Source organism: Rickettsia lanei (genome assembly GCF_056242675.1).
In genome coordinates, this window is record NZ_CP172233.1 from 885581 (window position 1) to 907813 (window position 22233).

Consider the following 22233-nt stretch of genomic DNA (forward strand, 5'->3'; position numbering starts at 1 on the left):
TACTACCAGTCTAAAGCTCCTTTCTTCCATTCATATATGAACCCGATAATAAGTACGAATAAGAAAAACATCATTGAAAAAAAGCCTATTTGACCTATCGTATTAAGACTAATAGCCCAAGGCACTAAAAATGCAATTTCAAGATCAAAGATAATAAATAAAATAGCAACTAAGTAAAAACATATGTCAAATTTTGATCTTGCATCGCTAAAAGGCTCAAAACCGCACTCATAAGGTTCTAGCTTATCTTTATTATATTTTTTTGTCGATAATAGGTGAGGTAGCATCATTATTACACCGGAAACCAATACCGCAATACCGAAAAATATGGCAATCGGTAGATATTCTTGTAAAAGTTCTGAGTTTTGTAGCATATGTTTTTTATTATATTGTTCCGTCATTGCGAGAAGCATTGCACAGTAATGCGACGAAGCAGTCTCAGGATATTTGATGAGATTGCCACGCAGCCTACGGCTGTTTGCAATGACGTAGATTTAATGACACTTAACTCTATATTTACCTCAAATAGCATCAATTATCAATGACAATATCAGGTTTAACTAGTAGCTTCATTAAAACTAGTACCCAAATACCGCTTGATATCCACCATATTTGCCAAATATTATATGAAATCATGCCGATAATATAGTAATTTATAAAACATGCATAGGAAATTGCCTTGAAATTTTTATTTTCGAGATTACTAATTTGTTTGAGATATTTATAAACTAAGCATAAAAATAATATTAAACCTATTATACCGAGTTCAAGAGTAATTTGTAATATATTATTATGAGGATGAAGCGGCAAAGGATGCCATTTTTCTCCATTGTAATCGATCATTTCACTATCACTAGCTTCGATATATTTAGAAGAAGCTAAGCCATAGCCTAAAATCGGCTTTTCAATGATTTTGTTTGCGACGAAATGCCAAATAAATAAACGATGAGCAGCGGAAGGTTGTGTAGCTAAATATTTTTCAGATAAATCTTGTGGTTCTATTTGTTTAGCTATCACAGGAAATAGTAACGAGCCGGTAATTAAACTTATTGTGATTAATTTGAAAAATATCGGCTTCATACATCTTGTTAAAATAAATATTACTCCTCCTATACCGAAGCCTAAAAAACTTGCTAAACTATCGGAAATACTTAGTAAATAAAGTACTAATATATATAGTATTAAGGTATGTCGTTTTTTACCGTTAGAAAGTAAAATTATAATCGCTACCCAAGCGGTAATTGAAAGTAAAGCACAACCACGATCTAGCATATATAAGCCAAAACTAGTTTTGAATATTCTTGTTAAAAATCCATTAGAAGAATATTCGATGAAGAATAATAATATTGCTGTGAGAATTCCGAATATTAAGGCTTTTTTAAGCTGTAAGCGATTTTGAAAAGGAGCAGAATTACTAACTGCAAAGCCAAGAAATAAGAGTATAAAAACTTGAGTAAAAGTAGCTAAGCTATTAATAAGATGAATTGCGAATAAACAAGATATAAAGCACCAAGCGGTGAATAACATTGTCATCCCGTGAGCTTGTAGTGGGATCAAGTCTTTTTTTATTTTTTGGATACCGTGGTCAAGCCACGGTATGACATTGTTACTGGATTGCCACGCTCCTTTAAGTCGCTCGCAATGACGATTAATATCTTGCAGGAATGATATAAGCAAAAAAATTGTAACAGTAGCTGCAGCGGATAAGCCCGCCAGCATCCCAAGGCTTGGAATTAAAAATATTAAACTTGAAATTAAATATTGCATCTAAAAACAATCTTTAGCAAAAATTTCGTAGATTGGGTGTTCAAACGTTGAAAGTGAAATGCTTGAAGAAATCATCCATCCTTGAAAGAGTACATTAGGATCTTCATCTATTTTATATTCCGTTATGGTCATCAACAAATAATTATCTTCATTATATGGATCAAGGTTTTTTATACATTTGTGCAATTTGATTTTTATATTACCGAAATATTTTTCTTCCCCGACTTTAAAATCTATCTCTTCAGAAGTAGCAGTAATGTTATTGAGAGCAATAATTTTGCCATTTGTATAATTTTTAAACTCAGAACTATCATTAATATTATCGTTTGGATTTAAAATAGGATGATTTTCATCAAGAGGGATAAATACGTCATTTTCAATATCTTCGGTTGTAGTAACCGACTCTAAATTTTCTGCGAATATAGGAAAATTAATGCATATAGTAATGATAAAAATAATTTTTAGTAATTTCATAGATAAATATATTATTTTTCAAAATTATATACTATAGGGGATTAATGGCAATGATAATTTATGATAAGGTTTTAAGGTCATTGCAAGCGATTTCAAGGAGCGTGGCAATCTCAGGAATCTTGCCTGAGATTGCTTAGTCAAAACTTACAATTTTTCCTCGCAATGACGATGTAGGTACAATATCCTCCACTCTAAAGAACTCTTAAATTCTATTTTACTACAGGATTTTTATAGTTTTATTATTAATTTAATACTATTAATCCTGGAGCGGAGTATTATCCAAGTAAGCATATAAGAATAATTACCGATTATTTAAATGCCGTGCAAAGCGGTGATATTAATCGTTTAATAAAAAATATACCGCCAAGGAGCTGACTACAATCTATTTGTGTTAGCGTTGCTTGGCCTGCTTATTTATTGGGGGTTAATCCTACCAAAAGGATTATAGTAGCTATTCTCAAATACTTAGCATGAAACACTCACTAGATTGTCAGTTCATTTTAAATTCTGATTGGTATAAAGAACTTCAAGTACTATCCTTAGTAAACTCCATAATCAAAAAAGTAAGTTTTTAACAACAGCTAATGGCTTTAGATTTGCAACATCGGTTGGAGGATCTGCAACAGGTGAGGGCGGTGATATCTTAATTATTGATGATCCTCATAACCCCACGCAAATTCATTCTTATAAAATACGTAAGAAAGTTTATAGATTGGTTTGAGCAAACTTTTGTTAGCAGACTAAATAATCGTAATAAGGGAGCGATAGTTTTAGTTATGCAGCGTCTGCATACGGATGATTTATCCGGTTATCTACTTAATAATAGCAATTCATGGCATCATTTAAAAATTCCGGCGATTAGCATGCAAGATTACTCCTTTAAATTAATGAATAAAGAATATCAATATCTTAGTGGTAAAGTTATTAGACAGCTATTAAAGCACCTCCTGATTGTTTAATGAAATTAGAGCAGGAAATAGGTAGCTATAATGATAATGCTCAATATTTACAAGAACCGATAGCACAAAGGTCATCGTTACTGAATATGGAAGATATTAGATTTTATGAAAATCTACATTCAAGATTTGATTATTTTGTGCACAGCTGGGATACGGCAATTAAGAGTTCCGAAGATTCCGATTATAGTGTTTGTAATATATGGGGGATGCAGAAATATTATCTAGTATCATTAGTACGGAAAAAAATTAATTATCCTGAGCTTAAGAATTTGACAGAAAAATTAGCTAGAGAATATCAGCCAAAATTTATATTAATCGAAGATAAAGCAAGTGGTCAACAATTGATTCAAGATATAGGATTTAGGTGGTAATATTAGAGTGATAGGGATGAAGCTAAGCTTTGATAAAGTTACAAGATTCGCCTCGGTAGTGCCTTTATTGCAATCAGCTAGTGTTCTAATACCTAAACAATCAAGCATAATTTTAAAGGAATTACTGAATTTTCCCCATATTAAAAATGACGATATAGTAGATTCAGTTAGCCAGTTCTTGAATTGTATGAAGGATAAATCGTTTAAATATCCTGCAAGGATTAGGAGTTTAATATAAAAATAGTTGCTTTTTTGTATGGATGTTGGTAGTATTTATGTCATTCCCGCGAAAGCGGGAATCCAGTAAAAATACAATTATCCGTTTATGGATTCCTGCTTGCGCAGGCATAACATAGGATTGTGGTATGACACTGATTAGGCTGGGTAGCAAAGTGGTAATGCCGTGGACTGCAAATCCTCTATTCGTCGGTTCGATTCCGACCCTGGCCTCCATTATAGAAATTAAAACATCTTATGGGATTTATTGCGCAATTCCTAGAAATGCTTTTAGCCGAGAGAGCATTGTCAAAAAATTCTATACTTAGCTATAAGCGTGACTTATTCGATTTTCAAAATTATCTTGCTAAACACAAATTATCCGAATTAAATATTACTACTGAGAATATTAGAGACTGGATTGAGTATCTAGCAAGTAATGATTTGCAAGCACGCTCAATCAATAGAAAAATCTCAACTATAAAAAGTTATTATGAATTTTTAATTAGCGAAAACCATACCGCGTTTAATCCGGTTCTTAACGTAGATTTGCCTAAATATCAAAATAAACTGCCCGAAATATTATCTATAGCTCAAATTAAATCTTTACTTGAACATTGTTCTCAAGATAATTCTCCTGAAGGTATCAGGCTTAATGCTATGATTCATTTGCTTTATGCTAGCGGTCTTAGAGTCTCGGAGCTTGTTAGTCTTAAGCTTGCTGATATTCTAACTAATAAAACGTCTAAAGGAGAAGTAAGAAAAATATTTTCGGTACTTGGTAAAGGTAATAAGGAAAGAGTCATAGTAATAAATGAACAGGCAGTTATCAGTATTGCTAAATATCTTGCAATTAGAGGTGTTTTTGTGAATAAAGCTAAACCAAGAAATCTAATTTATTTATTTCCTTCATCAGCTTTAGCGGGTTATATGACTAGGCAAAATTTTGCTATTCTGTTAAAATCTGCTGCCTTTTATGCAGGACTTAACCCTGAGTATATTTCTCCGCATATATTACGTCACAGTTTTGCAAGTCATTTGCTTGAGGGCGGAGCAGACTTAAGAGTAATTCAAGAGCTGCTTGGTCACGCTGATATATCTACTACCCAAATATATACTCATCTTCAAACTAATCATCTCAAAAAAGCATTGTTGCATCATCCTCTTAATAAAAATTAATTTATATTAATCTTCTATAAAGTACTTGTTAATATTTCTTAACTAAATATAATATTCCTTATTAAATGTAAGGAATAAATTATATGAAGCTAAAAGACATTATGAACTCTTGTATTAGTAAACCTAGAGAAATTGAAAAAGAATATACTGGATTAGCTCAAAAGCAAGAATCAGGATGCAATGTTTATGCCGGGTTAGGATGTAAAAATCAAGAAGTAAAATTTAGCAACTATTATGAGTTACTTAAAAAAATTCAACAAGGTGAAATAACTTTAGAAGTTCTAGAAAATTTAAGGAAATTAAAAATAGATGATAAAAAATCTTTTCTAGCAGATGCAGCAGAGGTGATATCTAACAATATGTTACATGAGCTTAATGCAACAATAATGAAACATGCTTTAGATTTAGTTGATTCTAAAGATACAGCTTTTTTACTTCGTAGAACAAAAGAGGATAGTATATTTCGAGATCTAATATATTTAGAAGCAAAAGAAAACAGGTTTACTGTAGAAATTGATAAAAAAGGAACTTTGAAAATTAATTTTCCTAGTGTGATACTTAAGCTTTACAAGCTATTAATTGATAATTTCTATTTGAAAAAATTTGAGGATGAGGCATTGCAGAAAAAATTATATCAAGAATTGTTCACTGATCTCAACATTCCTTTTGAAGAACTAATTGAAAAAAAGGAATTACAGAAAAAATTATATCAAGAATTATTACCTGATTTCAACATTCCTTTTGAAGAACTAAATTTTTTTGAACATTTTATTGAATGCTTAAAAGGCTTGTATATTAAAAATAGTTTAGCACGAAGCATAATGAGTTTATTTGTAAGTAGAGATATTAAAGAACATGCTGTATGTGAAGAATTACTTGAATTAGATACATTTAAAAAATTATTTGAGGCAAAAATGTCATTATATGGAACTTCTGCGGATGCTAAATTATTAGTGGTTGATTATGTATTAAATGATGTACAAGGTGTTTATATTAGCAATTTAGCATCTTCAAATATTTTAGCTTTAGTAATGCATAGTCAATCGCATAATGACACAATAGAATCAATAGAAATTTTAGGTAATAGCTCAGAACCAGTATGACTTGCTATACTGTTTTAAAGTTTTGATTATAAATATAGTAAAAACATCTAGAAATTAATTTAATCTATCATTAATATTTAAATAATTATAAGTGAGATTAATACTAAATATGGCTGCAAAAAATAAAAAAGAAACAGTGAATACTGAAACAAAAAATTTAGCAAATTTAGTGATCCAAGAAATAGGTAACAAAAATTTTGATTTTGTTGTTTTGCAAAAGATGCAGCAGGCTTTTAGTACTGCAAGTAAGCAAAAACAAAGAGAAGCTTTTATAAGTTTGTTAGATAAAAAACTTAATAAAGAGCAATTACATAAACTCAATCAAGCAATAATGGAAAATGCAAATGAATTAATGCCGGATAACGATCCTAATTTCGTTTGTCGTACTCCTAATAATAAAGTTTTTCAAGAAATATTATTATTGGAAGCCAAACGCTCAGGTATGAAAGCAAAATTTAATGATAAAGGAGAATTACAATCTCTTGATGTAAAAGATATAACACAGGAAATATTAGATCACTATCATATTTTACAAGAAAAATTTTATCCCAAAAGAGATTCTAAAGATTTGATAGATAGTAGAATAGCTCAAAGTATTAATTTTTTATTATATGCTCCACTTTTCCGAGAATCAGATATATATACAAAATTAGGTTTAAAATCCGCTGAGATAGAGCGAGAAATACAAGATCCTAACGGTAAGTATGCTAAACAATTAGTAGATGCTAAAATAGGAACTAATATAAATTTTAATACCAAAGAAAATTTAGAAAATAAAGCACATGAAGGAAAAGAAACTAAGATATCTTCAATAATTGAAAAAGCAATAACAAAACTCAAGAAAGACAAAAAAGTAAATATTGAAGATAAGAGACAAGGAGAAATAAAAAGGCATTTATCTAAAGCTTTAGAAGGAGCTTCTGATTATATATTAACATTCAAAAAAAATGATTTAGTAGATGTAATATATCAAGGATTAGATCAAGGACAAACTTGGTGGTCAAAGATTGTTAATTATATAGGTATAAAATCATATTCTATTTCTAAAGAAAATCTTGAGAAAATAGGCACAATAATAAATAGTGAAATAAAAAATTCTTATACTCCTTTAAAGATAGAAGTACAAGAACAGTTAAAACAAATCTCAAAAGAGTTAAATAGATTCAATAATCTGGCATTGCCGTTAGAGGCTAAAAAGGTTCAGGCAAAATCTAAAAAACCGCCTGTTCCTCCAAAACCTGAACACCTCAAAAAAAGAAATCATGGATTATGATGATTTTGTTGTGTGACTTGAAAAATACAGTTGTCATCCCGTGATTTATTCACGGGATCTAGCTTAAAATACTAATAATATTAGTATTTTTATTGTTTTTATGGGCCCTGTGGTCAAGCTACAGGATGATACAGTGGATTTTATTGGTCTACACAAGCAAGCCTTTTGCGGGAATGACATTAATCCCTACAATAATTTATAATTTATTACTTCCCATAATATTATAACCGCAATCTACATAATGGATTTCACCGGTAACACCTTTAGATAATTCACTAAATAAATATACTGCTGCTCCTCCTACATCGTTTTGGGTAGTATTACGTTTTAACGGTGCGGTTGCAGCGTGAGATTTAAGCATAGTACTAAAATCACCTATTGCACTAGATGCTAAAGTTTTGATAGGTCCTGCCGAAATAGCATTTACCCTAATATTATTTTCTCCCATATCGTTTGCTAAATATTTTATACTAGCCTCAAGTGCAGCTTTGGCTACTCCCATAACGTTATAATTAGGTATAACTTTTTCAGCGCCGTAGTAAGTTAATGTCACAATGCTTCCGCCGTTATGCATTAAGGCTTCTGCGGACCTTGAGAGTTCTAAAAGAGAGTAACATGATATATGTAAAGAATTATGAAAATTTTCTAAGCTAGTATCAACATAACGTCCTTTTAATTCATTTTTATCGGCAAAAGCCATACCGTGAAGTAAGAAATCGAAGCTACCCCATTTCTCTTGTATATCATCAAATAAATTACTAATTGATTTTGGCTTCGTAACATCAAGTTCGCTAACAAAATTACAACCTATTTCCTCAGCGAGTGGTTTAACTCGTTTTTCTAGTACTCCCGATTGATAAGTAAACCATAGCTCTGCTCCGTGTTTTTTAGCAAGCTGTGCAATCGCCCACGATATTGACATATTATTTGCAATACCTGTAATTAAGCCTTTTTTTCCTTGTAGTAATCCTGTAGTCATTTATTTACTCATTATATTAAAACTTGCTGAAATGATAGCATGATGTATTATTTTGTAAACAAATAATCGATAAAAATGTATAAACCTAAAATCATATGTTTACTGCTAGGGATATTAAGCGGTTTAGTTTTTGCTCCGACTTTCTTTATACCGGCATTATTAACGTTATCTTACTTATGTTATATAGTGCAAAAATCTGCAAATTGGCAAGAAGCCACAAAATTTGGTTATTTATTTGGTTTTGGGCATTTTTTAAGTGGAATATATTGGATAAGTATCGGTGTTAGCGTTTATATTGCAGATTTTTGGTGGGCAATTCCTTTTGCGTTATTTGGACTACCTATAGTTTTAGCTTGCTTTATATCGGCAAGCTGCACGCTTAGTTTTTTTGCTAAAAATAATAAATATTACCAATTTATATTCTGTTTATGTTGGGTATTATTTGAGTGGGTACGTTCATGGCTTTTTACCGGTCTTCCTTGGAATTTGATTGGTTATGCTTTTTCGTTTTCAGATATTTTAATACAGCCTTTAAGTATAATAGGGATATATGGGCTTAGTTTTATAGTTATATATATTTCTACATCAGCTTATCCTTTATTTAGCAAGCAATTTACTCAGTTAAAAATATTACTAGCTAGTTCAGTCCTAGTATTAACCATCATTGTCATTTATGGAGCAGTAAGGCTAAGTAATAACCATACAAATTTCACTGATATAAAAGTACGATTAGTGCAACCTTCAATACCTCAAACCGAAAAATGGAATGAAGAAGAATTTTGGCATAATTTAATGCTACATATTAATTTATCCGAAAATTTGGAACCTACCGATTTAATTATTTGGTCTGAGGCAGCATTAGTAGTACCTGATGATATACCGCAAGTTAAATCAAAATTATTAAAAATGCTAAATTCTACAAATGCTATTTTGATAACAGGAGGAATTTCGGATAATAAAAAACAAGGTGATGAGTTTGAACTTTACTCAGCTATGTATGCTCTTGATAAAAATAATCATAAATTATTTGAATACCATAAATCACATTTAGTACCTTTCGGTGAGTATATGCCCCTTAAAAAGATACTACCGTTTAAAAAATTAACTCATGGTTTAATTGATTATAAAGAAGGAAACGGAGGGCTTGTGTATCTTGAAAAATATAATCTTAAAATTAAACCTTTAATTTGTTATGAATCTATTTTTCCTGATTTTGTACGGACGAATAATGAAATAGCCGATGTAATAATTAATATTACAAATGATGCATGGTATGGTAAATCCAGCGGTCCATATCAGCATTTTCATATTAGTAGAAGTAGAGCCGTAGAGAACGGTTTACCTATGATTAGAGTAGCGAATAACGGTATTTCAGCTATAGTAGATCCTTTTGGCAGAACAATAAAAAAACTAAATCTAAATGAAATAAATGATACTCAAGGTTTAATTCCTAAAAAACTAATCTCTCCCACTATATTCTCGCAATTCGGTAATTTTACTATTGTATTACTCATCGTTTTTATACTTTTAATTAATTATTTATTAGCCTTGATTCTTGATAACAAAGGGTTTTAGTATTATTATATTAAATGTTTAATAAAGTTGCTTGATTAAATATAAAGTAATATATACTGCATTAAAGTTGAATAGCCTTTATCAATAATTAATTTTTAATTAAAGCTTATTGTTAAAATGAATGATTCAATAAAACATCCAGACAAATTCGCAAGTGAACGTTTAAAAGAACGACGTCTTGCTGTAGGTATTATCCAAAAAGAATTAGGGCAAGCTTTTTCGATATTAGTGCTCTCCAAGTTAAAAAATATGAAGAAGGTTTAAGTAATATACCTATAAGTAGGTTATATGTTTTTGCAAAAGTTTTCAATATGCCTTTAAAATATTTCTTTAATAGTTCTGAAGAAGAAAAGTTAAAAGCTGACAATGAAAATACTCCTAATAATAAAATTGAATATCTATTCAAAGAAATAGAAAGTGATTTCTTAAATAATATTGCTTAAGCAGAAGGGCAATATGAACATGACGTCTCTTTTGATTATAAAGAATTATCAAGGACTATGGAAAGAGCACTTTTATCGTTAACTAGAGCATTTACTACAAATATTAGAAAAATAATCATTGAACGTGTCAGATCAGTATCGATACCTTGTGAATAATATTTAAATTTTCATTGACTTAGCATTACCAAAGTATTAATTTTTATTAAGGTTTAGTACATTCTGAACCGTCAACAATTATTAAATATATTGGAGGAAAGTTATGAGTAAAAGTAAGGCTATTGAAAATAACGGTATTAGTAATACCAATAGTCCAAATTGTAAATATATGGCCCCAAGACCGGAAGGAGTAAAACCTACCTGTGTAGTAATTACTTATTCTGTAAGTAAGGATATTAAGACTGTTCGTGAAGTATTGGATGAGCGAGGTGCAAGTGTTCATTACATAATTGATAAGGATGGGACTCAAAAAGAATATCATAATGATTTAACAGATCAAGCTTTTTATGCAGGCAAGAGTAGTTGGAAAGGAGAAGTAGGTGTTAATAAGTTTGGTATTGGAGTCATGCTTATTAATGATGCAAAAAGTGATTTTCCTGAAGAGCAAATAGGGCAATTAAAAGAATTTCTTAAGGATGTAACAGAAAGATATCCAAATTTAGATTTAAAACATGATTTAGTCGGTCTTGGTGAAGTAACTGTAAACCGAGAAGGCAATGCTCATATAGCTCCTGGATCAAAATTTCCTTGGAAAGAATTAGCTGAAGCTGGTTTTGGTAGATATTTTGAGACTACGCAAGAGCAAAAGAGTAAATTATTATTAAGTCTTGATAGTACTGGAGAAAAAGTTAATACTTTACAGGAAAATTTAAAAGAATATGGCTATGGAGTAGAATCCACAAGTATATTTGATCAATTTACTCAGCAAGCAGTGAGAGTATTTAATGATCGTTATGGTACAGGTTTACCAAACGAAGAGCCACCTGTAAGTTGGACTGAAGCAGGTCAAGATGTTCTATCGCAATTACTAGGGCAAATGGTATTAGAACAAACAGAAAATGCATAGTTTAAGAAATGAGTTCCTTTTTCATTTTGCAAGCCTTGCTGCTGCATGGGTACTGAATCGTCATTAAGAGGATTAATGGCTTGTTTAGGTCATTTCTGCGTGGATCGATTCCACCCCTGTCATCCTGCGACTTGATCACGGGATCCAATTTAAAATACTAAAAATTTAGTATTTTAAAGTGACTTTTATGGATGCCGTGGTCAAGCTACGGTATGACATCGAGTAGGTTGTTTGTAGCCGTGCAACAACTTTATGCAATGATAACGTTTCGTAAAAGCGGTCATGACATCGAGTATAGGCTATCTCAAGTAATTCTTTTAGTAGTATTTATTGGTTATTGACATAATCTAAAAATAGTGCTAAACATTAAAAATTAAGAGGCTATCTGTAAATAAGTTTTAATTGGTAATTAAAGAGCTTTTTTACTGCAAATTGTAAGACTTTTTTGAAATATAAAGTAATATTCTTTCAAAAATCTTATCAATTTTTACTAAAAAAGCTCTTTAATTACCAATTAAAACTTATTTACAGATAGCCTCTAAGGTAGAGCTTTCTTGACTATTTAGCTTCTAGTCACAGAAAGCTAAGTTTTTTATCTTTACTTTATATTTCTACAGTTAAAAATATTTATGATATCTTTAAAGGTTAATAGTTTAATACAAAATTGGCGTTGGCGTAGATAATTTTGTGCGTTTATGTGTTTGCTATATGCAAATTTAAATTTTGATTATTAAATTATAACTTATAACAGGATATTAAAATGTTTATCTCTAATATTTTGCAAAAATTTTTTTCTTGTCTTTTTGTTTTATTCATCACAGCTGCAGTGTATGCGGATCAAAAAAAAGTAGCAGTCATTGTTCCACTTGAACATGCCGCAATGACTGAGATTATATCAGGAATTAAAGAGTCGCTAAAAGATATAGATGCAGAAATTATAGTTAAAAATGCTCATGCTGATTCTAATATTTTACTTGCCATTATAAAGCAAATAACAGATCAGGATATTGATGTAATAATTCCAATAGGCACGACAGCCAGCCAAACTGTTATTTCTCATATAACAAATAAACCGATTGTTTGTGCTGCTGCTATGATTAATAGTAAAAACCTACCTTTAGTTACTGGTGTTAACGATGAGATAAAAATCACTGACACCATTAGTCAATTACCTGTTTTACAGAATATCACTTTAATTTATAGCAGTAGCGAGAAAGTTATACCTGAAGTAGAAATGTTAAAATTATATGCTGGCAAAAACAATATTTCGCTGCACACGGTAATGATACAAAATTTCAATGATATGCCTGTGGCTGTAAAAAATGCTCCTGAAAATACGCAGAGTTTTATAATTTTGAAAGATCATTTAATAGTCAGTGGGATTAATATTTTAAAGCAAGAAGCATTTAAACGCCGTATTCCGATCATTGCTTCCGATGAAGGTTCGGTAATTAGCGGGGCAACTATTGCGGTAGGAGTACAAGAGAAGCAAATAGGCGTAGAAGCAGGTTTAATGGCAAAAAAAATCTTACAAGGAATAGCACCGAAAGATATTCCATTTGGGGATATGAAAGACTTAACTTTATTTATTAACCTTAAATCATTTGTTAAACAAGATATTCTTACTAAAGAAAATTTATCCGTACTTCCTTTCGCGCGTAAAGAACTTGAAGAGTAGTAACATGAACATTTTAGTTACTGCTCTTGAGCAATCCTTAATAATGCTGCCGCTTATTTTAGGGATGTATATAAGTTATCAGATTCTCAAAATTACCGATCTTACCGTAGACGGTACTTATGTACTTGGTGCGGCAGTGTTTGCCCGCAGCCTTTCATTTGGGTTATTGCCTGCATTAATATTTGCCGTAATAGCAGGCGGAATTATAGGCAGTATAGTTAGTGTTATGCAGAAGAATAACCGCATTAACGGGCTTATAGCCGGAATACTTGCAAGTTTTATGCTTTATTCGGTTAACTTACAAATTATGCAGCGTCCTAATATATCAGTTCTTGGTATGCCGACTCTATTATCTATATTAGATCTCGAAAATTGGTTAATACCTTTAGTAATAATCAATTGTCTTATTATATGTTCAGTTATAATTTTATTAAAAGGTAAGTTCGGTTTATTTCTTCGTGCTTTTGGTTTTAATAAAGATTTATTGATTAATTTAGGAAAACCTGCTGAGCTTTACCGTACTATCGGTTTTAGCATAAGTAATTGTTTGGCTGCTTTAACCGGTACTTTATCTGCACAAGTAAATGGTTTTGCCGATATTAATATGGGTTTCGGGGTTGCACTAGTCGGTATTGGTGCAATTGTTATAGGGCGTCATATTTTAATCCATGCTAATAATTTTAATGCGTTTAAAGAGATATTGTCTTGTTTGATAGGTATATTATTTTACTTTATTGCTCTGGGCTTTTTACTCCGAATTGGAATCGATCCCATAAATCTTAAGCTTATTTTAGGTATAGTATTGTTTATTTCGTTGAGTTCTGTAAAAAGAGAGGCTTTATGAAACCTTATTTATATGCAGAAAATATACAGTTCAAAGTTAAAGAAAGAACCGAACCTATAATTGCTGAAACTACTTTAAATATTGCTAAAGAAGAGTTTGTTGTCATATTGGGTCATAACGGTAGCGGTAAGTCTACTTTAGCTAAAATACTTGCCGGCTATTTAAAACCTACTAGCGGGAAAGTGTTGCTAGATCAAGTCAGAATCGATAAAATACCTAAAGGACAAAAAGCTTCTACATTAGTTACATTAACACAAAAAGCTGAAGAGAGGCTATTTACCGAGCTAACCCTTGAAGAAAATATCATTTTGTGGGAAAGTAGATTCTCTAGTAATGAACGGTTAGCAAGTAGCGAGTTGTTAGAGCTTACAGGTGCGCCTAAACGCTTTGTGCCTTTACTTTCACAGCCATTAGGTAAATTTTCCGGTGGAGAAAAGCAGATGATACTGCTGGCACTTATCATAGCTCATCCACCTAAAATATTATTTCTAGACGAACATACGGCAAATTTAGATCCGAAAGCTTCTTTGGAAGTGATGAAAAAAACAGCAGAGATTATAGAGAAACATAAGATCACTTCCGTTATGATCACGCATAATTTAGAAGATGCCGTAAATTACGGCAAAAGGCTTATAGTCTTAGATAGTGGTAAGGTAGTACTAGACTACCTAAAACCACCGGGTTTTTCTTTACAAGCACTTAAAGAGATTTTAAATTAGAATTGCATATCTGCACCTATCTGTCTGGCTAATTCAGTATCGAAAGAATATTCACAGATATAATCTATTAACTCACTTTTTACATTCTCGTTAGTAGTCTGATAAAGAAGCACGAAATTAATAATATCATCCTTATTTTCCCTATTGTAAGGCGTGTCTTCACTTCAGCCGATAACTTTTCTTCTGTTGTAGTTGATGGAGTCAGTACTACTATAGGGGTTGCTACAGGAGTAACTAATGCTGGAGCTGCTACAGGATTATTATCATTAACATTATAATTTAAAACTTTTTCTATTAACTCTGTTCTTGTATCTTCATTAATACTAATCTCAATTAATGTATTAATAATGCCATCTTTATCTTCACCGTTTTTAATACGTTGCATAACATCTTTTAATAATTTTTCGTGTGTATTTTTTGCAAACCCTTCTTCATCCGGTAAATCATAATTATAACCATTAACATCCATGTCTTTATAATTGTTAGCTGATTTTGCACCCAAGTATTTTTGTATGTAATTTTTAATTGCTCATTAATATGAGAATTATCTTTTCTTTATCAACACCTATCTTTACAAGTTCTGCTATACTGTGATCGAATGGATTATGCAATAGAACGCCTTGTCGTCCTATATCAGCACCTTTAGATATTAACTTCTCAAGTAACCATTTATCTCTTGATGTTAGTGCGTGATTAAAAATTGACTCACCACACGCATTAATCTTAAGATTAACGTTATTATTTAAAAAGAAGTCCAGTAACGTTTTATTTTGAACTGATTCATGCTTTAGTAGCAAATAGCACAAAGGTGTGCCGCCATAATTGTCTACTGTATCAATTTCACTGCCGGGTTGTAATAAAATTTGAGTTATTTCGTGCTGTTTAGAATAAGTTGCATAATTTATAGGTATACGTCCCTTTCCATCTTTAGTATTAACATCCACATTTTTTTAAGTAAAAAGCTGCTTATTTCCTATTGTTGCCGCATAATGTATAGGTGAGTATAGATATTTATGCTCAACTTCAAAACTTGTCCCTTTGTCTAATAAAATTTTAGCTATTTCTTTAGTGCTTGCATAAAATAATGCCGTATTTCCTTGTTCATCCTTAGCATTGACATTATGACCTTGCTCAATTAATTTTTGAACAATATTTGCATTTCCAGTTGAGGCTGCTATACTAAACGGTGTACGGTTGTCTTCAGCTTCAATTAAGGTGTCATATATTTCAGGGTTTGGTGCACGTACATTATCCTCTGCTGCTATTTCTGTAGAAGTAGTGGTTGTTACTGGTGCCGGTGCTGCTACCTGAGCTATTACTGGATTATTATCGTGAAATTATAATTAAAAAGTTTTTCTATTAATTTCTCTCTTGTAACATCATCTATATCAGAATAAAATTCAGGATTCATAATTAATCCGTTGATAATGTTATTTTTATCATCCTCATTTTGAATATTTTTCTTCATCTCAGCAAGCTTTTGTTCTGCTTTGAATTCAGGTAGTGCTGAGCGTACATTAGCATCAGTTAGTATTTCTTTAATTTCTGGTTTAGATGCATAATCTATAGTTTGTTTCCTTTAGCATCTAAAGCATTAATATCGGTACCTTGTGAAAGTAAAAGTCTAACATTATTTACATTCCCTATACGTTGCTGCATTATGTAAAACCGTACTACCGTCTGGAAGTCTGTAATTAGCATTATTTGTTGGTTGATTCATCATATAAATATTCCTTTATGTTTAAATATTATTTTGTCGTGTGAGCATTATACATAATATTTTGAATTGCTGCAATCCAATAGTTAATTTTAACTATTTATTAGATTTTGGATAAAACCAAACGAGGAGTACACAGATTAGAAGACCGATATTTAAGAGTAGATTATACTCTGTCATAGAAATACCAAAGATTTTGATGGCGGGTTTCATGCAGGACGTGATTGGCTGCGAGTAGAACATTTGTTTGATGTGTTGTATAGACAAGCCTTTCGGGATATGAAGCATTGATGAACAAAGAGCACTTGGTTGTACTATGCCTCTTTCTACGAAGCTATGATAGGTTGATAATATACAAGAGCTAAGGATAGTTAGGAGAATGAATATTAAAGTATACTTACTTAACTGTCGGATGATTAAAGCAGTTAAGCAAATTTTGATTAGGGTTAAATAGGGAAATCGTTCGTAAACGCATAAAGGACAGGGTGTATAATGGAATATATATTCAGCAATATAAGCGGTAGAAAGTGCTATTATAGAAATTGCGATCAGTCCTAAATGTAGAACTTTATATCTATCTTTTCTGATGTAATTTATAATAGTATTAAATGGCATGTTTTTTTGTTCTTAATGTCATTGCGAGCGACTGCCAGGAGCGTGGCAATCTCGGGAAGTTTGATGAGATTGCCACGTCGCTTCGCTCCTCGCAATGACAGCGTTTAATTTGATATTTTACAAATAAATAAATTTAGTATATTGTCACTGATTATTAATTAAAGCGCAAGAAAAATCAATGTCAGACATTTGGGAAGATGCTATTAAGTCAAACGCGTGGCCTTTTGTTGAGGCTAAGAAGATATTAGATAGCTTAAACGGTCAAATTCCTGAGAAGGGGTATGTATTATTTGAAACGGGTTACGGTCCTTCAGGTTTACCTCATATCGGTACTTTTGGTGAAAATGCTCGTATGGTGATGGTACAGAAAGCATTTGAGCAATTATCCGATATTCCGACTAAACTAATTTGCTTTTCCGATGATATGGACGGGCTTCGTAAAGTACCTAGCAATATCCCAAATCCTGAAATAGTGGCACAGTATATGGATATGCCGCTTACTTCTATCCCTGATACATTCGGTGAATGTGAAAGTTATGGGCATTATATGAATGCAAAGCTTCGCTCATTCCTTGATAAATTCGGCTTTGAGTATGAATTTTATAGCAGTACTAACTGTTATAAAGCTGGTATGTTTGATGAGATGCTGATAATGGTGCTTGAGAAATATGACGAGATAATGGAGCTAATGCTACCGACTTTTAGAGAAGAGCGCAAGGCTACCTATTCACCTTTCATGCCTATATGTCCGAAAACAGGTAAGGTACTGCAAGTACCTATAGAGAAATGGGATGCTAAAGCAGGCACTGTAACGTATAAAGACAAAGCCGGTAATTATATAGAAGTACCGGTAACGGGAGGGCATTGCAAATTACAGTGGAAGCCGGATTTTGGTATGCGTTGGGCTGCGCTTAAAGTCGATTATGAGATGTACGGCAAAGACCATTTGGCAAATGCTCGTCTTTATTCAGAAATTTGCCGAATCCTAGGAGGAAAGCCGCCGGTGCAGTTATGTTATGAGTTATTCTTAGATGCAAACGGTGAGAAAATATCAAAATCAAAAGGTAATAGTATTAGCATTGATGATTGGCTTAAATATGCTCCTGTTGAAAGTATGGCATTATTTATGTATCAAAATCCGACTAGAGCTAAGCGTTTGTTTTTTGATGTAATTCCTAAAAATGTTGATGAATATATTACTTTTAACCAGAAATATCATTTAGAAGAGGACAGGGCAAAGCGTTTTGCAAATCCCGTTTATCACATCCATCACGGAAATGTACCGAAAATTGAGACTTTTGGAATTACCTATTCGTTGCTTTTAAATCTTACTTCTGTGTGTAATCCTTCGGATAAATCGGTGCTTTGGGGATTTATTAGCAAATATGAGCCACAAGCAACTCCAAATACTAACCCTTATCTTGACCATTTAGCAGAATTTGCTATAAGATATTATAATGACTTTATTAAAGCACATAAATCATATTTATCTCCTTCTGAAAAGCATAAGGTTATTTTGCAGGATATATTAGATATGTTATCTGATATAGCTGATCAAACCGAAGCTGAAGCAATTCAGAAAGCAATATATGATATAGGAATGAAAGCAGGATATGAAAATCTGCGTGATTACTTCAAAGATTTATATCAAATATTGCTTGGACAGAATGAAGGTCCCAGACTTGGGACTTTTATAAAGCTTTACGGGGTGCAGGAAATGAAAAAGCTTGTTGAAGGGCAGTTGTAGCCTATATATCATTCCCGCATGGGTATCTAAGCGTCATTGCGAACGAAGTGAGTGTGGCAATCTCAGGAAGTTGGAAGAGATTGCCACGTCGCTTCGCTCCTCGCAATGACGTTAAAATAAAAACTATTAACAAATGAATGAAATTTTTTGTAGTACGTTACCTATTTTTTTAATTATGCTGCTTGGTAGTATTATCAAAAATAAATGGTTAACTTCAGAAGAATTTTGGCGTGGTATTGAGAAATTATCGTATTTTGTACTATTTCCTGCCATGTTGTTTAGTTACGTATCTACTGCCGATTTAAGTATTGCACTCATAATTAAATTAGTAGTGGCTCTTATTATATCCACTATTCTTGTATCAATCGGTCTTATAATTTACCAAAAAAAATACAACATAGATAAAGTCCAATTTACTTCCATTTTTCAAGGATCGATTCGTTATAATAGCTACATTTTTTTTGGGGTAAGTAGCCCCTTGCTTGGTTCTAGCGGACTTTCAATCGTTGCCATTATTTCTTCTTATATGATTATTTTTACCAATATTTTATCGGTAATGATTTTCGCTTATTATGTCCCTAATAAATCCGTGACTAATACTATTAGCACTAGTTTTGTTTTAATGATGAAATTAATTGTGCGTAATCCGTTAATTATCGCCAGTTTAGTAGGATTCGTTTTTAATTACTCAAATCTTGAATTACATTTAGGGCTTAAGCAAACGTTAGATAGCCTTTCTAATGCCGCTTTAGCTATCGGTATGCTAAATGTTGGGGCAGGGCTTAATTTTACTATTAGACAAGAGCTTTTACATAATGTAATGTTTACAAGCTTTGTTAAATTAGTTGCATTTCCTCTAGTTAGTGTAGTAGTACTATGGTTAATGTCTATTGACGGATTAAATAGATCGGTAGGAATATTATATAGCTGCCTTCCATGTGCAAGTACGGCTTATGTTTTATCTCGTCAACTTGACGGTGATCCTGATTCTATGGCGTTGATTATAACATTTACTACTTTTTTCTCGGTAGTTACTATATCAATTATTATGTATATAATGGGGTGAATTTACCACGTCATTGCAAGCGACTGAAAGGAGCGTGGCAATCTCAGGAATGTTGCCTGAGATTGCTTCGTCGATGCCTATTGCGTTTGCTCGCAATGACGCAAAACTAAAACAAACAAATAAAACAGGAATTTCTAAAATGGATGCAATGAATAAAATAAATTATGCTGAGGCCCTTGAATATCATGCAAAAGATAAGCCTGGTAAGATCGCTATTTCTGCAACAAAGTCTTTAGTTACTCAGCAAGATTTATCACTTGCTTATTCCCCAGGGGTTGCGGCTCCTTGCCTTGAAATTGCTAAAAATTTAGAGGATGTATATAAATATACTGCTCGCGGTAATTTAGTTGCCGTAATCTCTAACGGTACTGCCGTACTTGGGCTTGGTAATTTAGGAGCTGCCGCTTCAAAACCGGTGATGGAAGGTAAAGCGGTACTATTCAAAAAATTTGCTGATATTGATGCAATTGACTTGGAAGTGAATACGGAAGACCCTGAAGAATTTATTAATGCCGTGAAGTATCTCAGTTATAGTTTTGGGGGTATTAATCTTGAAGATATTAAAGCTCCGGAATGTTTTATTATAGAAGAAAAATTAAAATCTTTAATGGATATACCGGTCTTTCATGACGATCAGCATGGAACAGCGATTATTACCGCCGCAGGGCTAATAAATGCTGCGTATCTTACTAATCGCAAGCTTGAAGATTTAAAAATCGTAGTTAACGGAGCAGGTGCAGCAGCTATTGCTTGTATTGATTTATTAATTGCTCTTGGAGCTGATAAATCAAAGATTATTGTATGTGATACTAAAGGCGTTGTTTACAAAGGACGCCTAGAAGGTATGAATAAATGGAAAGAGCTATATGCAAGTGATACCAAGTTTAGAACTTTAGCGGAAAGCTTAAATAACGCTGATGTATTTATAGGGTTATCGGTAAAAGGGGCAGTAACTAAAGATATGGTGAGTAGAATGGCAAATAATCCGATTATTTTTGCTATGGCTAACCCTGATCCGGAAATTACTCCGGAAGATATAAAACTTGTACGCGATGATGCGATTATAGCAACAGGGCGATCTGATTATAATAATCAGATTAATAATGTTATGGGATTTCCTTATATTTTTAGAGGAGCATTAGATATAAGAGCTAAGACTATTAATACGGCAATGAAAATAGCTGCAGCAAAAGCCATTGCAGATTTAGCCCGTAGACCTGTACCGGAAGAGGTGTATAAAGCTTATTCAGGGCGTAAGATGGTTTTTGGTAAGGAATATATCATTCCTGTACCGTTTGATCCTCGTTTAATTACCGTAGCAGCGGCGGTTGCCGTTGCTGCAATAGAAAGCGGCGTTGCTAGGGTTAAAGATTTTAGTATAGGTAAATATAAGAAAGAATTAGGTAGCAGATTAAATCCTACTGCTAACTATATGAATTTCTTAGCTGAAAAAATTCATAATGCACCGCTTAAACGGATTGTTTTTGCTGAAGGTGAAGAAGAAGAAGTAATTTCTGCCGCTCTTATGATGCGAGACAAGAAATACGGTCATCCGATTATAATTGGTCGTGTTGAACGAATTGAGGCTATGTTAAAAAAGATAGGTCAAGATATTAGCTTAGACGGAATTCAAATAATGAATGCGGCCTTAAGCGATAGTTTAGAGAAATATACTAGTTATTTATATAAAAAACTTCAGAGAAAAGGTTATTTATACCGTGATTGTGCAAAGCTTGTTAAAACTGATAAGAATATTTTCGCTGCTTGTATGTTAGCATGCGGTGACGGTGATGCTCTTCTAACCGGTGTTACGCAAAGTTATATCGATAGTTTAGAAGATATCATGAAAGTCATTTCACCAAAAACTAATCGTAGAATCCTTGGCTATTCAATTATGATTGCTAAAGATAATAATATTATTATTGCCGATAATTGTATTACAGAATATCCAAACAGTTGGGAACTTGCACAAATAGCAACCCAAACTGCAGAAATTGCTAAAAATATGGGAATCACGCCTCGTGTTGCACTTCTTTCTTTTTCAACATTCGGTAATTCTTCTAAGGCAAAAACAGCTCGTATTCGTGAAGCAGTAAATATACTAGATAATTTTAGCAAGGACAAAGAAGAGCTGAGCGGCATGAAGGTAGATTTTGAATATGACGGAGAGATGTCAGTTCAAGTGGCTTTAGATGGTGATTTACGTAAATTATATAAATTTTGTAGATTATCAGGATCTGCAAATGTATTAATTATGCCTGGTTTAAATTCAGCTGCTATTTCTACTGAGTTGTTACAAGAATTTTCGTCAAACAGCTTTATAGGTCCTATAACAAACGGTTTTGAAAAACCCGTTCAAATACTTCAAGCTGCAGCAACAGCTAATGAAATACTAAAAATAGCAACTTTTGCTTGCGTTGAAGCTATAAACGAGGTTTAATTACT

At 32.4% G+C, this 22233-nt stretch carries 25 protein-coding genes and 1 tRNA gene; 17 read left to right on the top strand and 9 right to left on the bottom strand.

From position 1 onward, the window contains the following. Window positions 1-2: 2 nt before the first annotated feature. The 3 genes from ACHBLB_RS05050 to ACHBLB_RS05060 all read right to left on the bottom strand — a co-directional run bounded on the left by ACHBLB_RS05050 (window position 3) and on the right by ACHBLB_RS05060 (window position 2241). Window positions 3-374, bottom strand: coding sequence for an NADH-quinone oxidoreductase subunit A (locus tag ACHBLB_RS05050; RefSeq protein ID WP_475841032.1), 372 nt, complete (start codon window positions 372-374; stop codon window positions 3-5). Between the two features lie 157 nt (window positions 375-531). After that, complete coding sequence (locus ACHBLB_RS05055) at window positions 532-1767, bottom strand: O-antigen ligase family protein (RefSeq protein ID WP_475841035.1); 1236 nt, start codon at window positions 1765-1767, stop codon at window positions 532-534. Next, complete coding sequence (locus tag ACHBLB_RS05060) at window positions 1768-2241, bottom strand: DUF2155 domain-containing protein (protein ID WP_010977127.1); 474 nt, start codon at window positions 2239-2241, stop codon at window positions 1768-1770. Between the two features lie 653 nt (window positions 2242-2894). Between ACHBLB_RS05060 and ACHBLB_RS05065 the strand changes: the two genes are divergently transcribed. The 7 genes from ACHBLB_RS05065 to ACHBLB_RS05095 all read left to right on the top strand — a co-directional run bounded on the left by ACHBLB_RS05065 (window position 2895) and on the right by ACHBLB_RS05095 (window position 7342). Beyond that, entirely contained in the window at window positions 2895-3200 is a 306-nt protein-coding gene (locus ACHBLB_RS05065) for a hypothetical protein (RefSeq protein ID WP_475841037.1), read from the top strand. Continuing rightward, entirely contained in the window at window positions 3200-3571 is a 372-nt protein-coding gene (locus tag ACHBLB_RS05070; RefSeq protein WP_475841040.1) for a phage terminase large subunit family protein, read from the top strand. The genes ACHBLB_RS05065 and ACHBLB_RS05070 overlap by 1 nt, the downstream gene beginning before the upstream one ends. Window positions 3572-3578: 7 nt before the next feature. Continuing rightward, the gene (locus ACHBLB_RS05075) at window positions 3579-3809 is read left to right on the top strand and encodes a hypothetical protein (RefSeq protein ID WP_475841042.1); all 231 of its coding nucleotides are present in this window, start codon (window positions 3579-3581) and stop codon (window positions 3807-3809) included. Window positions 3810-3949: 140 nt separating this feature from the next. Beyond that, window positions 3950-4024 (top strand) — tRNA-Cys (locus ACHBLB_RS05080). Window positions 4025-4045: 21 nt separating this feature from the next. Beyond that, window positions 4046-4966, top strand: coding sequence for a site-specific tyrosine recombinase XerD (locus ACHBLB_RS05085; protein ID WP_475841044.1), 921 nt, complete (start codon window positions 4046-4048; stop codon window positions 4964-4966). A gap of 83 nt (window positions 4967-5049) precedes the next feature. Then, window positions 5050-6069, top strand: coding sequence for a DUF5410 family protein (locus ACHBLB_RS05090; protein ID WP_475841047.1), 1020 nt, complete (start codon window positions 5050-5052; stop codon window positions 6067-6069). Window positions 6070-6178: 109 nt separating this feature from the next. Next, the gene (locus ACHBLB_RS05095; protein WP_475841049.1) at window positions 6179-7342 is read left to right on the top strand and encodes a DUF5410 family protein; all 1164 of its coding nucleotides are present in this window, start codon (window positions 6179-6181) and stop codon (window positions 7340-7342) included. 196 nt (window positions 7343-7538) lie between these two features. Here ACHBLB_RS05095 and fabI read toward each other — a convergent pair whose 3' ends face one another. Next, window positions 7539-8321 carry an enoyl-ACP reductase FabI gene (fabI, locus tag ACHBLB_RS05100; RefSeq protein WP_475841051.1) on the bottom strand — a complete coding sequence of 261 codons (783 nt, stop codon included), beginning with the start codon at window positions 8319-8321 and terminating at the stop codon, window positions 7539-7541. Window positions 8322-8396: 75 nt separating this feature from the next. On the opposite strand from fabI, the gene lnt reads away from it, so the two are divergent. The 7 genes from lnt (at window position 8397) to ACHBLB_RS05135 (ending at window position 14643) form a co-directional block, all read left to right on the top strand. Further along, window positions 8397-9896, top strand: a complete 1500-nt coding sequence (gene lnt / locus ACHBLB_RS05105) for an apolipoprotein N-acyltransferase (protein ID WP_475841054.1) — start codon at window positions 8397-8399, stop codon at window positions 9894-9896. A 117-nt stretch (window positions 9897-10013) separates the two neighbouring features. Further along, window positions 10014-10160: a hypothetical protein gene (locus ACHBLB_RS05110; RefSeq protein WP_475841056.1), complete on the top strand. Its 147-nt coding sequence runs from the start codon at window positions 10014-10016 to the stop codon at window positions 10158-10160. A gap of 47 nt (window positions 10161-10207) precedes the next feature. Continuing rightward, window positions 10208-10339 (top strand): hypothetical protein, encoded by a 132-nt coding sequence (locus tag ACHBLB_RS05115; protein ID WP_475841058.1) that lies wholly within the window; start codon window positions 10208-10210, stop codon window positions 10337-10339. 259 nt (window positions 10340-10598) lie between these two features. Next, on the top strand, window positions 10599-11402 hold the full coding sequence (locus ACHBLB_RS05120; RefSeq protein ID WP_475841061.1) for an N-acetylmuramoyl-L-alanine amidase: 804 nt from the start codon (window positions 10599-10601) through the stop codon (window positions 11400-11402). Window positions 11403-12162: 760 nt separating this feature from the next. Further along, complete coding sequence (locus tag ACHBLB_RS05125) at window positions 12163-13080, top strand: ABC transporter substrate binding protein (RefSeq protein WP_475841064.1); 918 nt, start codon at window positions 12163-12165, stop codon at window positions 13078-13080. A gap of 4 nt (window positions 13081-13084) precedes the next feature. Beyond that, window positions 13085-13924, top strand: a complete 840-nt coding sequence (locus tag ACHBLB_RS05130) for an ABC transporter permease (RefSeq protein WP_475841066.1) — start codon at window positions 13085-13087, stop codon at window positions 13922-13924. Next, complete coding sequence (locus tag ACHBLB_RS05135) at window positions 13921-14643, top strand: ATP-binding cassette domain-containing protein (RefSeq protein ID WP_475841068.1); 723 nt, start codon at window positions 13921-13923, stop codon at window positions 14641-14643. The genes ACHBLB_RS05130 and ACHBLB_RS05135 overlap by 4 nt, the downstream gene beginning before the upstream one ends. Before the next feature lie 79 nt (window positions 14644-14722). On the opposite strand, the gene ACHBLB_RS05140 is transcribed toward ACHBLB_RS05135, so the two are convergent. The 5 genes from ACHBLB_RS05140 to ACHBLB_RS05160 form a co-directional block, all read right to left on the bottom strand. Beyond that, window positions 14723-15145 carry a hypothetical protein gene (locus ACHBLB_RS05140; protein ID WP_475841070.1) on the bottom strand — a complete coding sequence of 141 codons (423 nt, stop codon included), beginning with the start codon at window positions 15143-15145 and terminating at the stop codon, window positions 14723-14725. 19 nt (window positions 15146-15164) lie between these two features. Then, window positions 15165-15587, bottom strand: coding sequence for an ankyrin repeat domain-containing protein (locus tag ACHBLB_RS05145; RefSeq protein WP_475841072.1), 423 nt, complete (start codon window positions 15585-15587; stop codon window positions 15165-15167). 6 nt (window positions 15588-15593) lie between these two features. Continuing rightward, entirely contained in the window at window positions 15594-15869 is a 276-nt protein-coding gene (locus tag ACHBLB_RS05150; RefSeq protein ID WP_475842756.1) for an ankyrin repeat domain-containing protein, read from the bottom strand. Between the two features lie 89 nt (window positions 15870-15958). After that, window positions 15959-16111 (bottom strand): hypothetical protein, encoded by a 153-nt coding sequence (locus tag ACHBLB_RS05155; protein WP_475841074.1) that lies wholly within the window; start codon window positions 16109-16111, stop codon window positions 15959-15961. 345 nt (window positions 16112-16456) lie between these two features. Beyond that, window positions 16457-16975, bottom strand: a complete 519-nt coding sequence (locus ACHBLB_RS05160; protein WP_475841077.1) for a disulfide bond formation protein B — start codon at window positions 16973-16975, stop codon at window positions 16457-16459. A gap of 178 nt (window positions 16976-17153) precedes the next feature. Here ACHBLB_RS05160 and ACHBLB_RS05165 point away from each other — a divergent pair, with 178 nt between their 5' ends. From ACHBLB_RS05165 to ACHBLB_RS05175, 3 genes are all read left to right on the top strand, one after another. Further along, the gene (locus tag ACHBLB_RS05165; RefSeq protein WP_475841080.1) at window positions 17154-18722 is read left to right on the top strand and encodes a lysine--tRNA ligase; all 1569 of its coding nucleotides are present in this window, start codon (window positions 17154-17156) and stop codon (window positions 18720-18722) included. Window positions 18723-18855: 133 nt separating this feature from the next. Next, entirely contained in the window at window positions 18856-19788 is a 933-nt protein-coding gene (locus tag ACHBLB_RS05170) for an AEC family transporter (RefSeq protein ID WP_012150704.1), read from the top strand. A 139-nt stretch (window positions 19789-19927) separates the two neighbouring features. Then, window positions 19928-22228 carry an NADP-dependent malic enzyme gene (locus ACHBLB_RS05175; protein ID WP_475842758.1) on the top strand — a complete coding sequence of 767 codons (2301 nt, stop codon included), beginning with the start codon at window positions 19928-19930 and terminating at the stop codon, window positions 22226-22228. The last annotated feature ends 5 nt before the right edge of the window (window positions 22229-22233 follow it).

Excerpts from the sequence above, each read along its gene's own strand:
- ACHBLB_RS05065 (WP_475841037.1), top strand. The coding sequence starts at position 2,895 with ATGATCCTCATAACCCCACGCAAATTCATTCTTATAAAATACGTAAGA.
- ACHBLB_RS05155 (WP_475841074.1), bottom strand. The coding sequence starts at position 16,111 with ATGAAGAAAAATATTCAAAATGAGGATGATAAAAATAACATTATCAAC.
- ACHBLB_RS05055 (WP_475841035.1), bottom strand. The coding sequence starts at position 1,767 with ATGCAATATTTAATTTCAAGTTTAATATTTTTAATTCCAAGCCTTGGG.
- ACHBLB_RS05125 (WP_475841064.1), top strand. The coding sequence starts at position 12,163 with ATGTTTATCTCTAATATTTTGCAAAAATTTTTTTCTTGTCTTTTTGTT.
- ACHBLB_RS05095 (WP_475841049.1), top strand. The coding sequence starts at position 6,179 with ATGGCTGCAAAAAATAAAAAAGAAACAGTGAATACTGAAACAAAAAAT.
- ACHBLB_RS05120 (WP_475841061.1), top strand. The coding sequence starts at position 10,599 with ATGAGTAAAAGTAAGGCTATTGAAAATAACGGTATTAGTAATACCAAT.
- ACHBLB_RS05110 (WP_475841056.1), top strand. The coding sequence starts at position 10,014 with ATGAATGATTCAATAAAACATCCAGACAAATTCGCAAGTGAACGTTTA.
- fabI (WP_475841051.1), bottom strand. The coding sequence starts at position 8,321 with ATGACTACAGGATTACTACAAGGAAAAAAAGGCTTAATTACAGGTATT.
- ACHBLB_RS05135 (WP_475841068.1), top strand. The coding sequence starts at position 13,921 with ATGAAACCTTATTTATATGCAGAAAATATACAGTTCAAAGTTAAAGAA.
- ACHBLB_RS05090 (WP_475841047.1), top strand. The coding sequence starts at position 5,050 with ATGAAGCTAAAAGACATTATGAACTCTTGTATTAGTAAACCTAGAGAA.
- ACHBLB_RS05165 (WP_475841080.1), top strand. The coding sequence starts at position 17,154 with ATGTCAGACATTTGGGAAGATGCTATTAAGTCAAACGCGTGGCCTTTT.
- ACHBLB_RS05170 (WP_012150704.1), top strand. The coding sequence starts at position 18,856 with ATGAATGAAATTTTTTGTAGTACGTTACCTATTTTTTTAATTATGCTG.
- ACHBLB_RS05115 (WP_475841058.1), top strand. The coding sequence starts at position 10,208 with ATGCCTTTAAAATATTTCTTTAATAGTTCTGAAGAAGAAAAGTTAAAA.
- ACHBLB_RS05060 (WP_010977127.1), bottom strand. The coding sequence starts at position 2,241 with ATGAAATTACTAAAAATTATTTTTATCATTACTATATGCATTAATTTT.
- ACHBLB_RS05160 (WP_475841077.1), bottom strand. The coding sequence starts at position 16,975 with ATGCCATTTAATACTATTATAAATTACATCAGAAAAGATAGATATAAA.
- ACHBLB_RS05050 (WP_475841032.1), bottom strand. The coding sequence starts at position 374 with ATGCTACAAAACTCAGAACTTTTACAAGAATATCTACCGATTGCCATA.
- ACHBLB_RS05175 (WP_475842758.1), top strand. The coding sequence starts at position 19,928 with ATGGATGCAATGAATAAAATAAATTATGCTGAGGCCCTTGAATATCAT.
- ACHBLB_RS05070 (WP_475841040.1), top strand. The coding sequence starts at position 3,200 with ATGAAATTAGAGCAGGAAATAGGTAGCTATAATGATAATGCTCAATAT.
- ACHBLB_RS05130 (WP_475841066.1), top strand. The coding sequence starts at position 13,085 with ATGAACATTTTAGTTACTGCTCTTGAGCAATCCTTAATAATGCTGCCG.
- ACHBLB_RS05085 (WP_475841044.1), top strand. The coding sequence starts at position 4,046 with ATGGGATTTATTGCGCAATTCCTAGAAATGCTTTTAGCCGAGAGAGCA.
- lnt (WP_475841054.1), top strand. The coding sequence starts at position 8,397 with ATGTATAAACCTAAAATCATATGTTTACTGCTAGGGATATTAAGCGGT.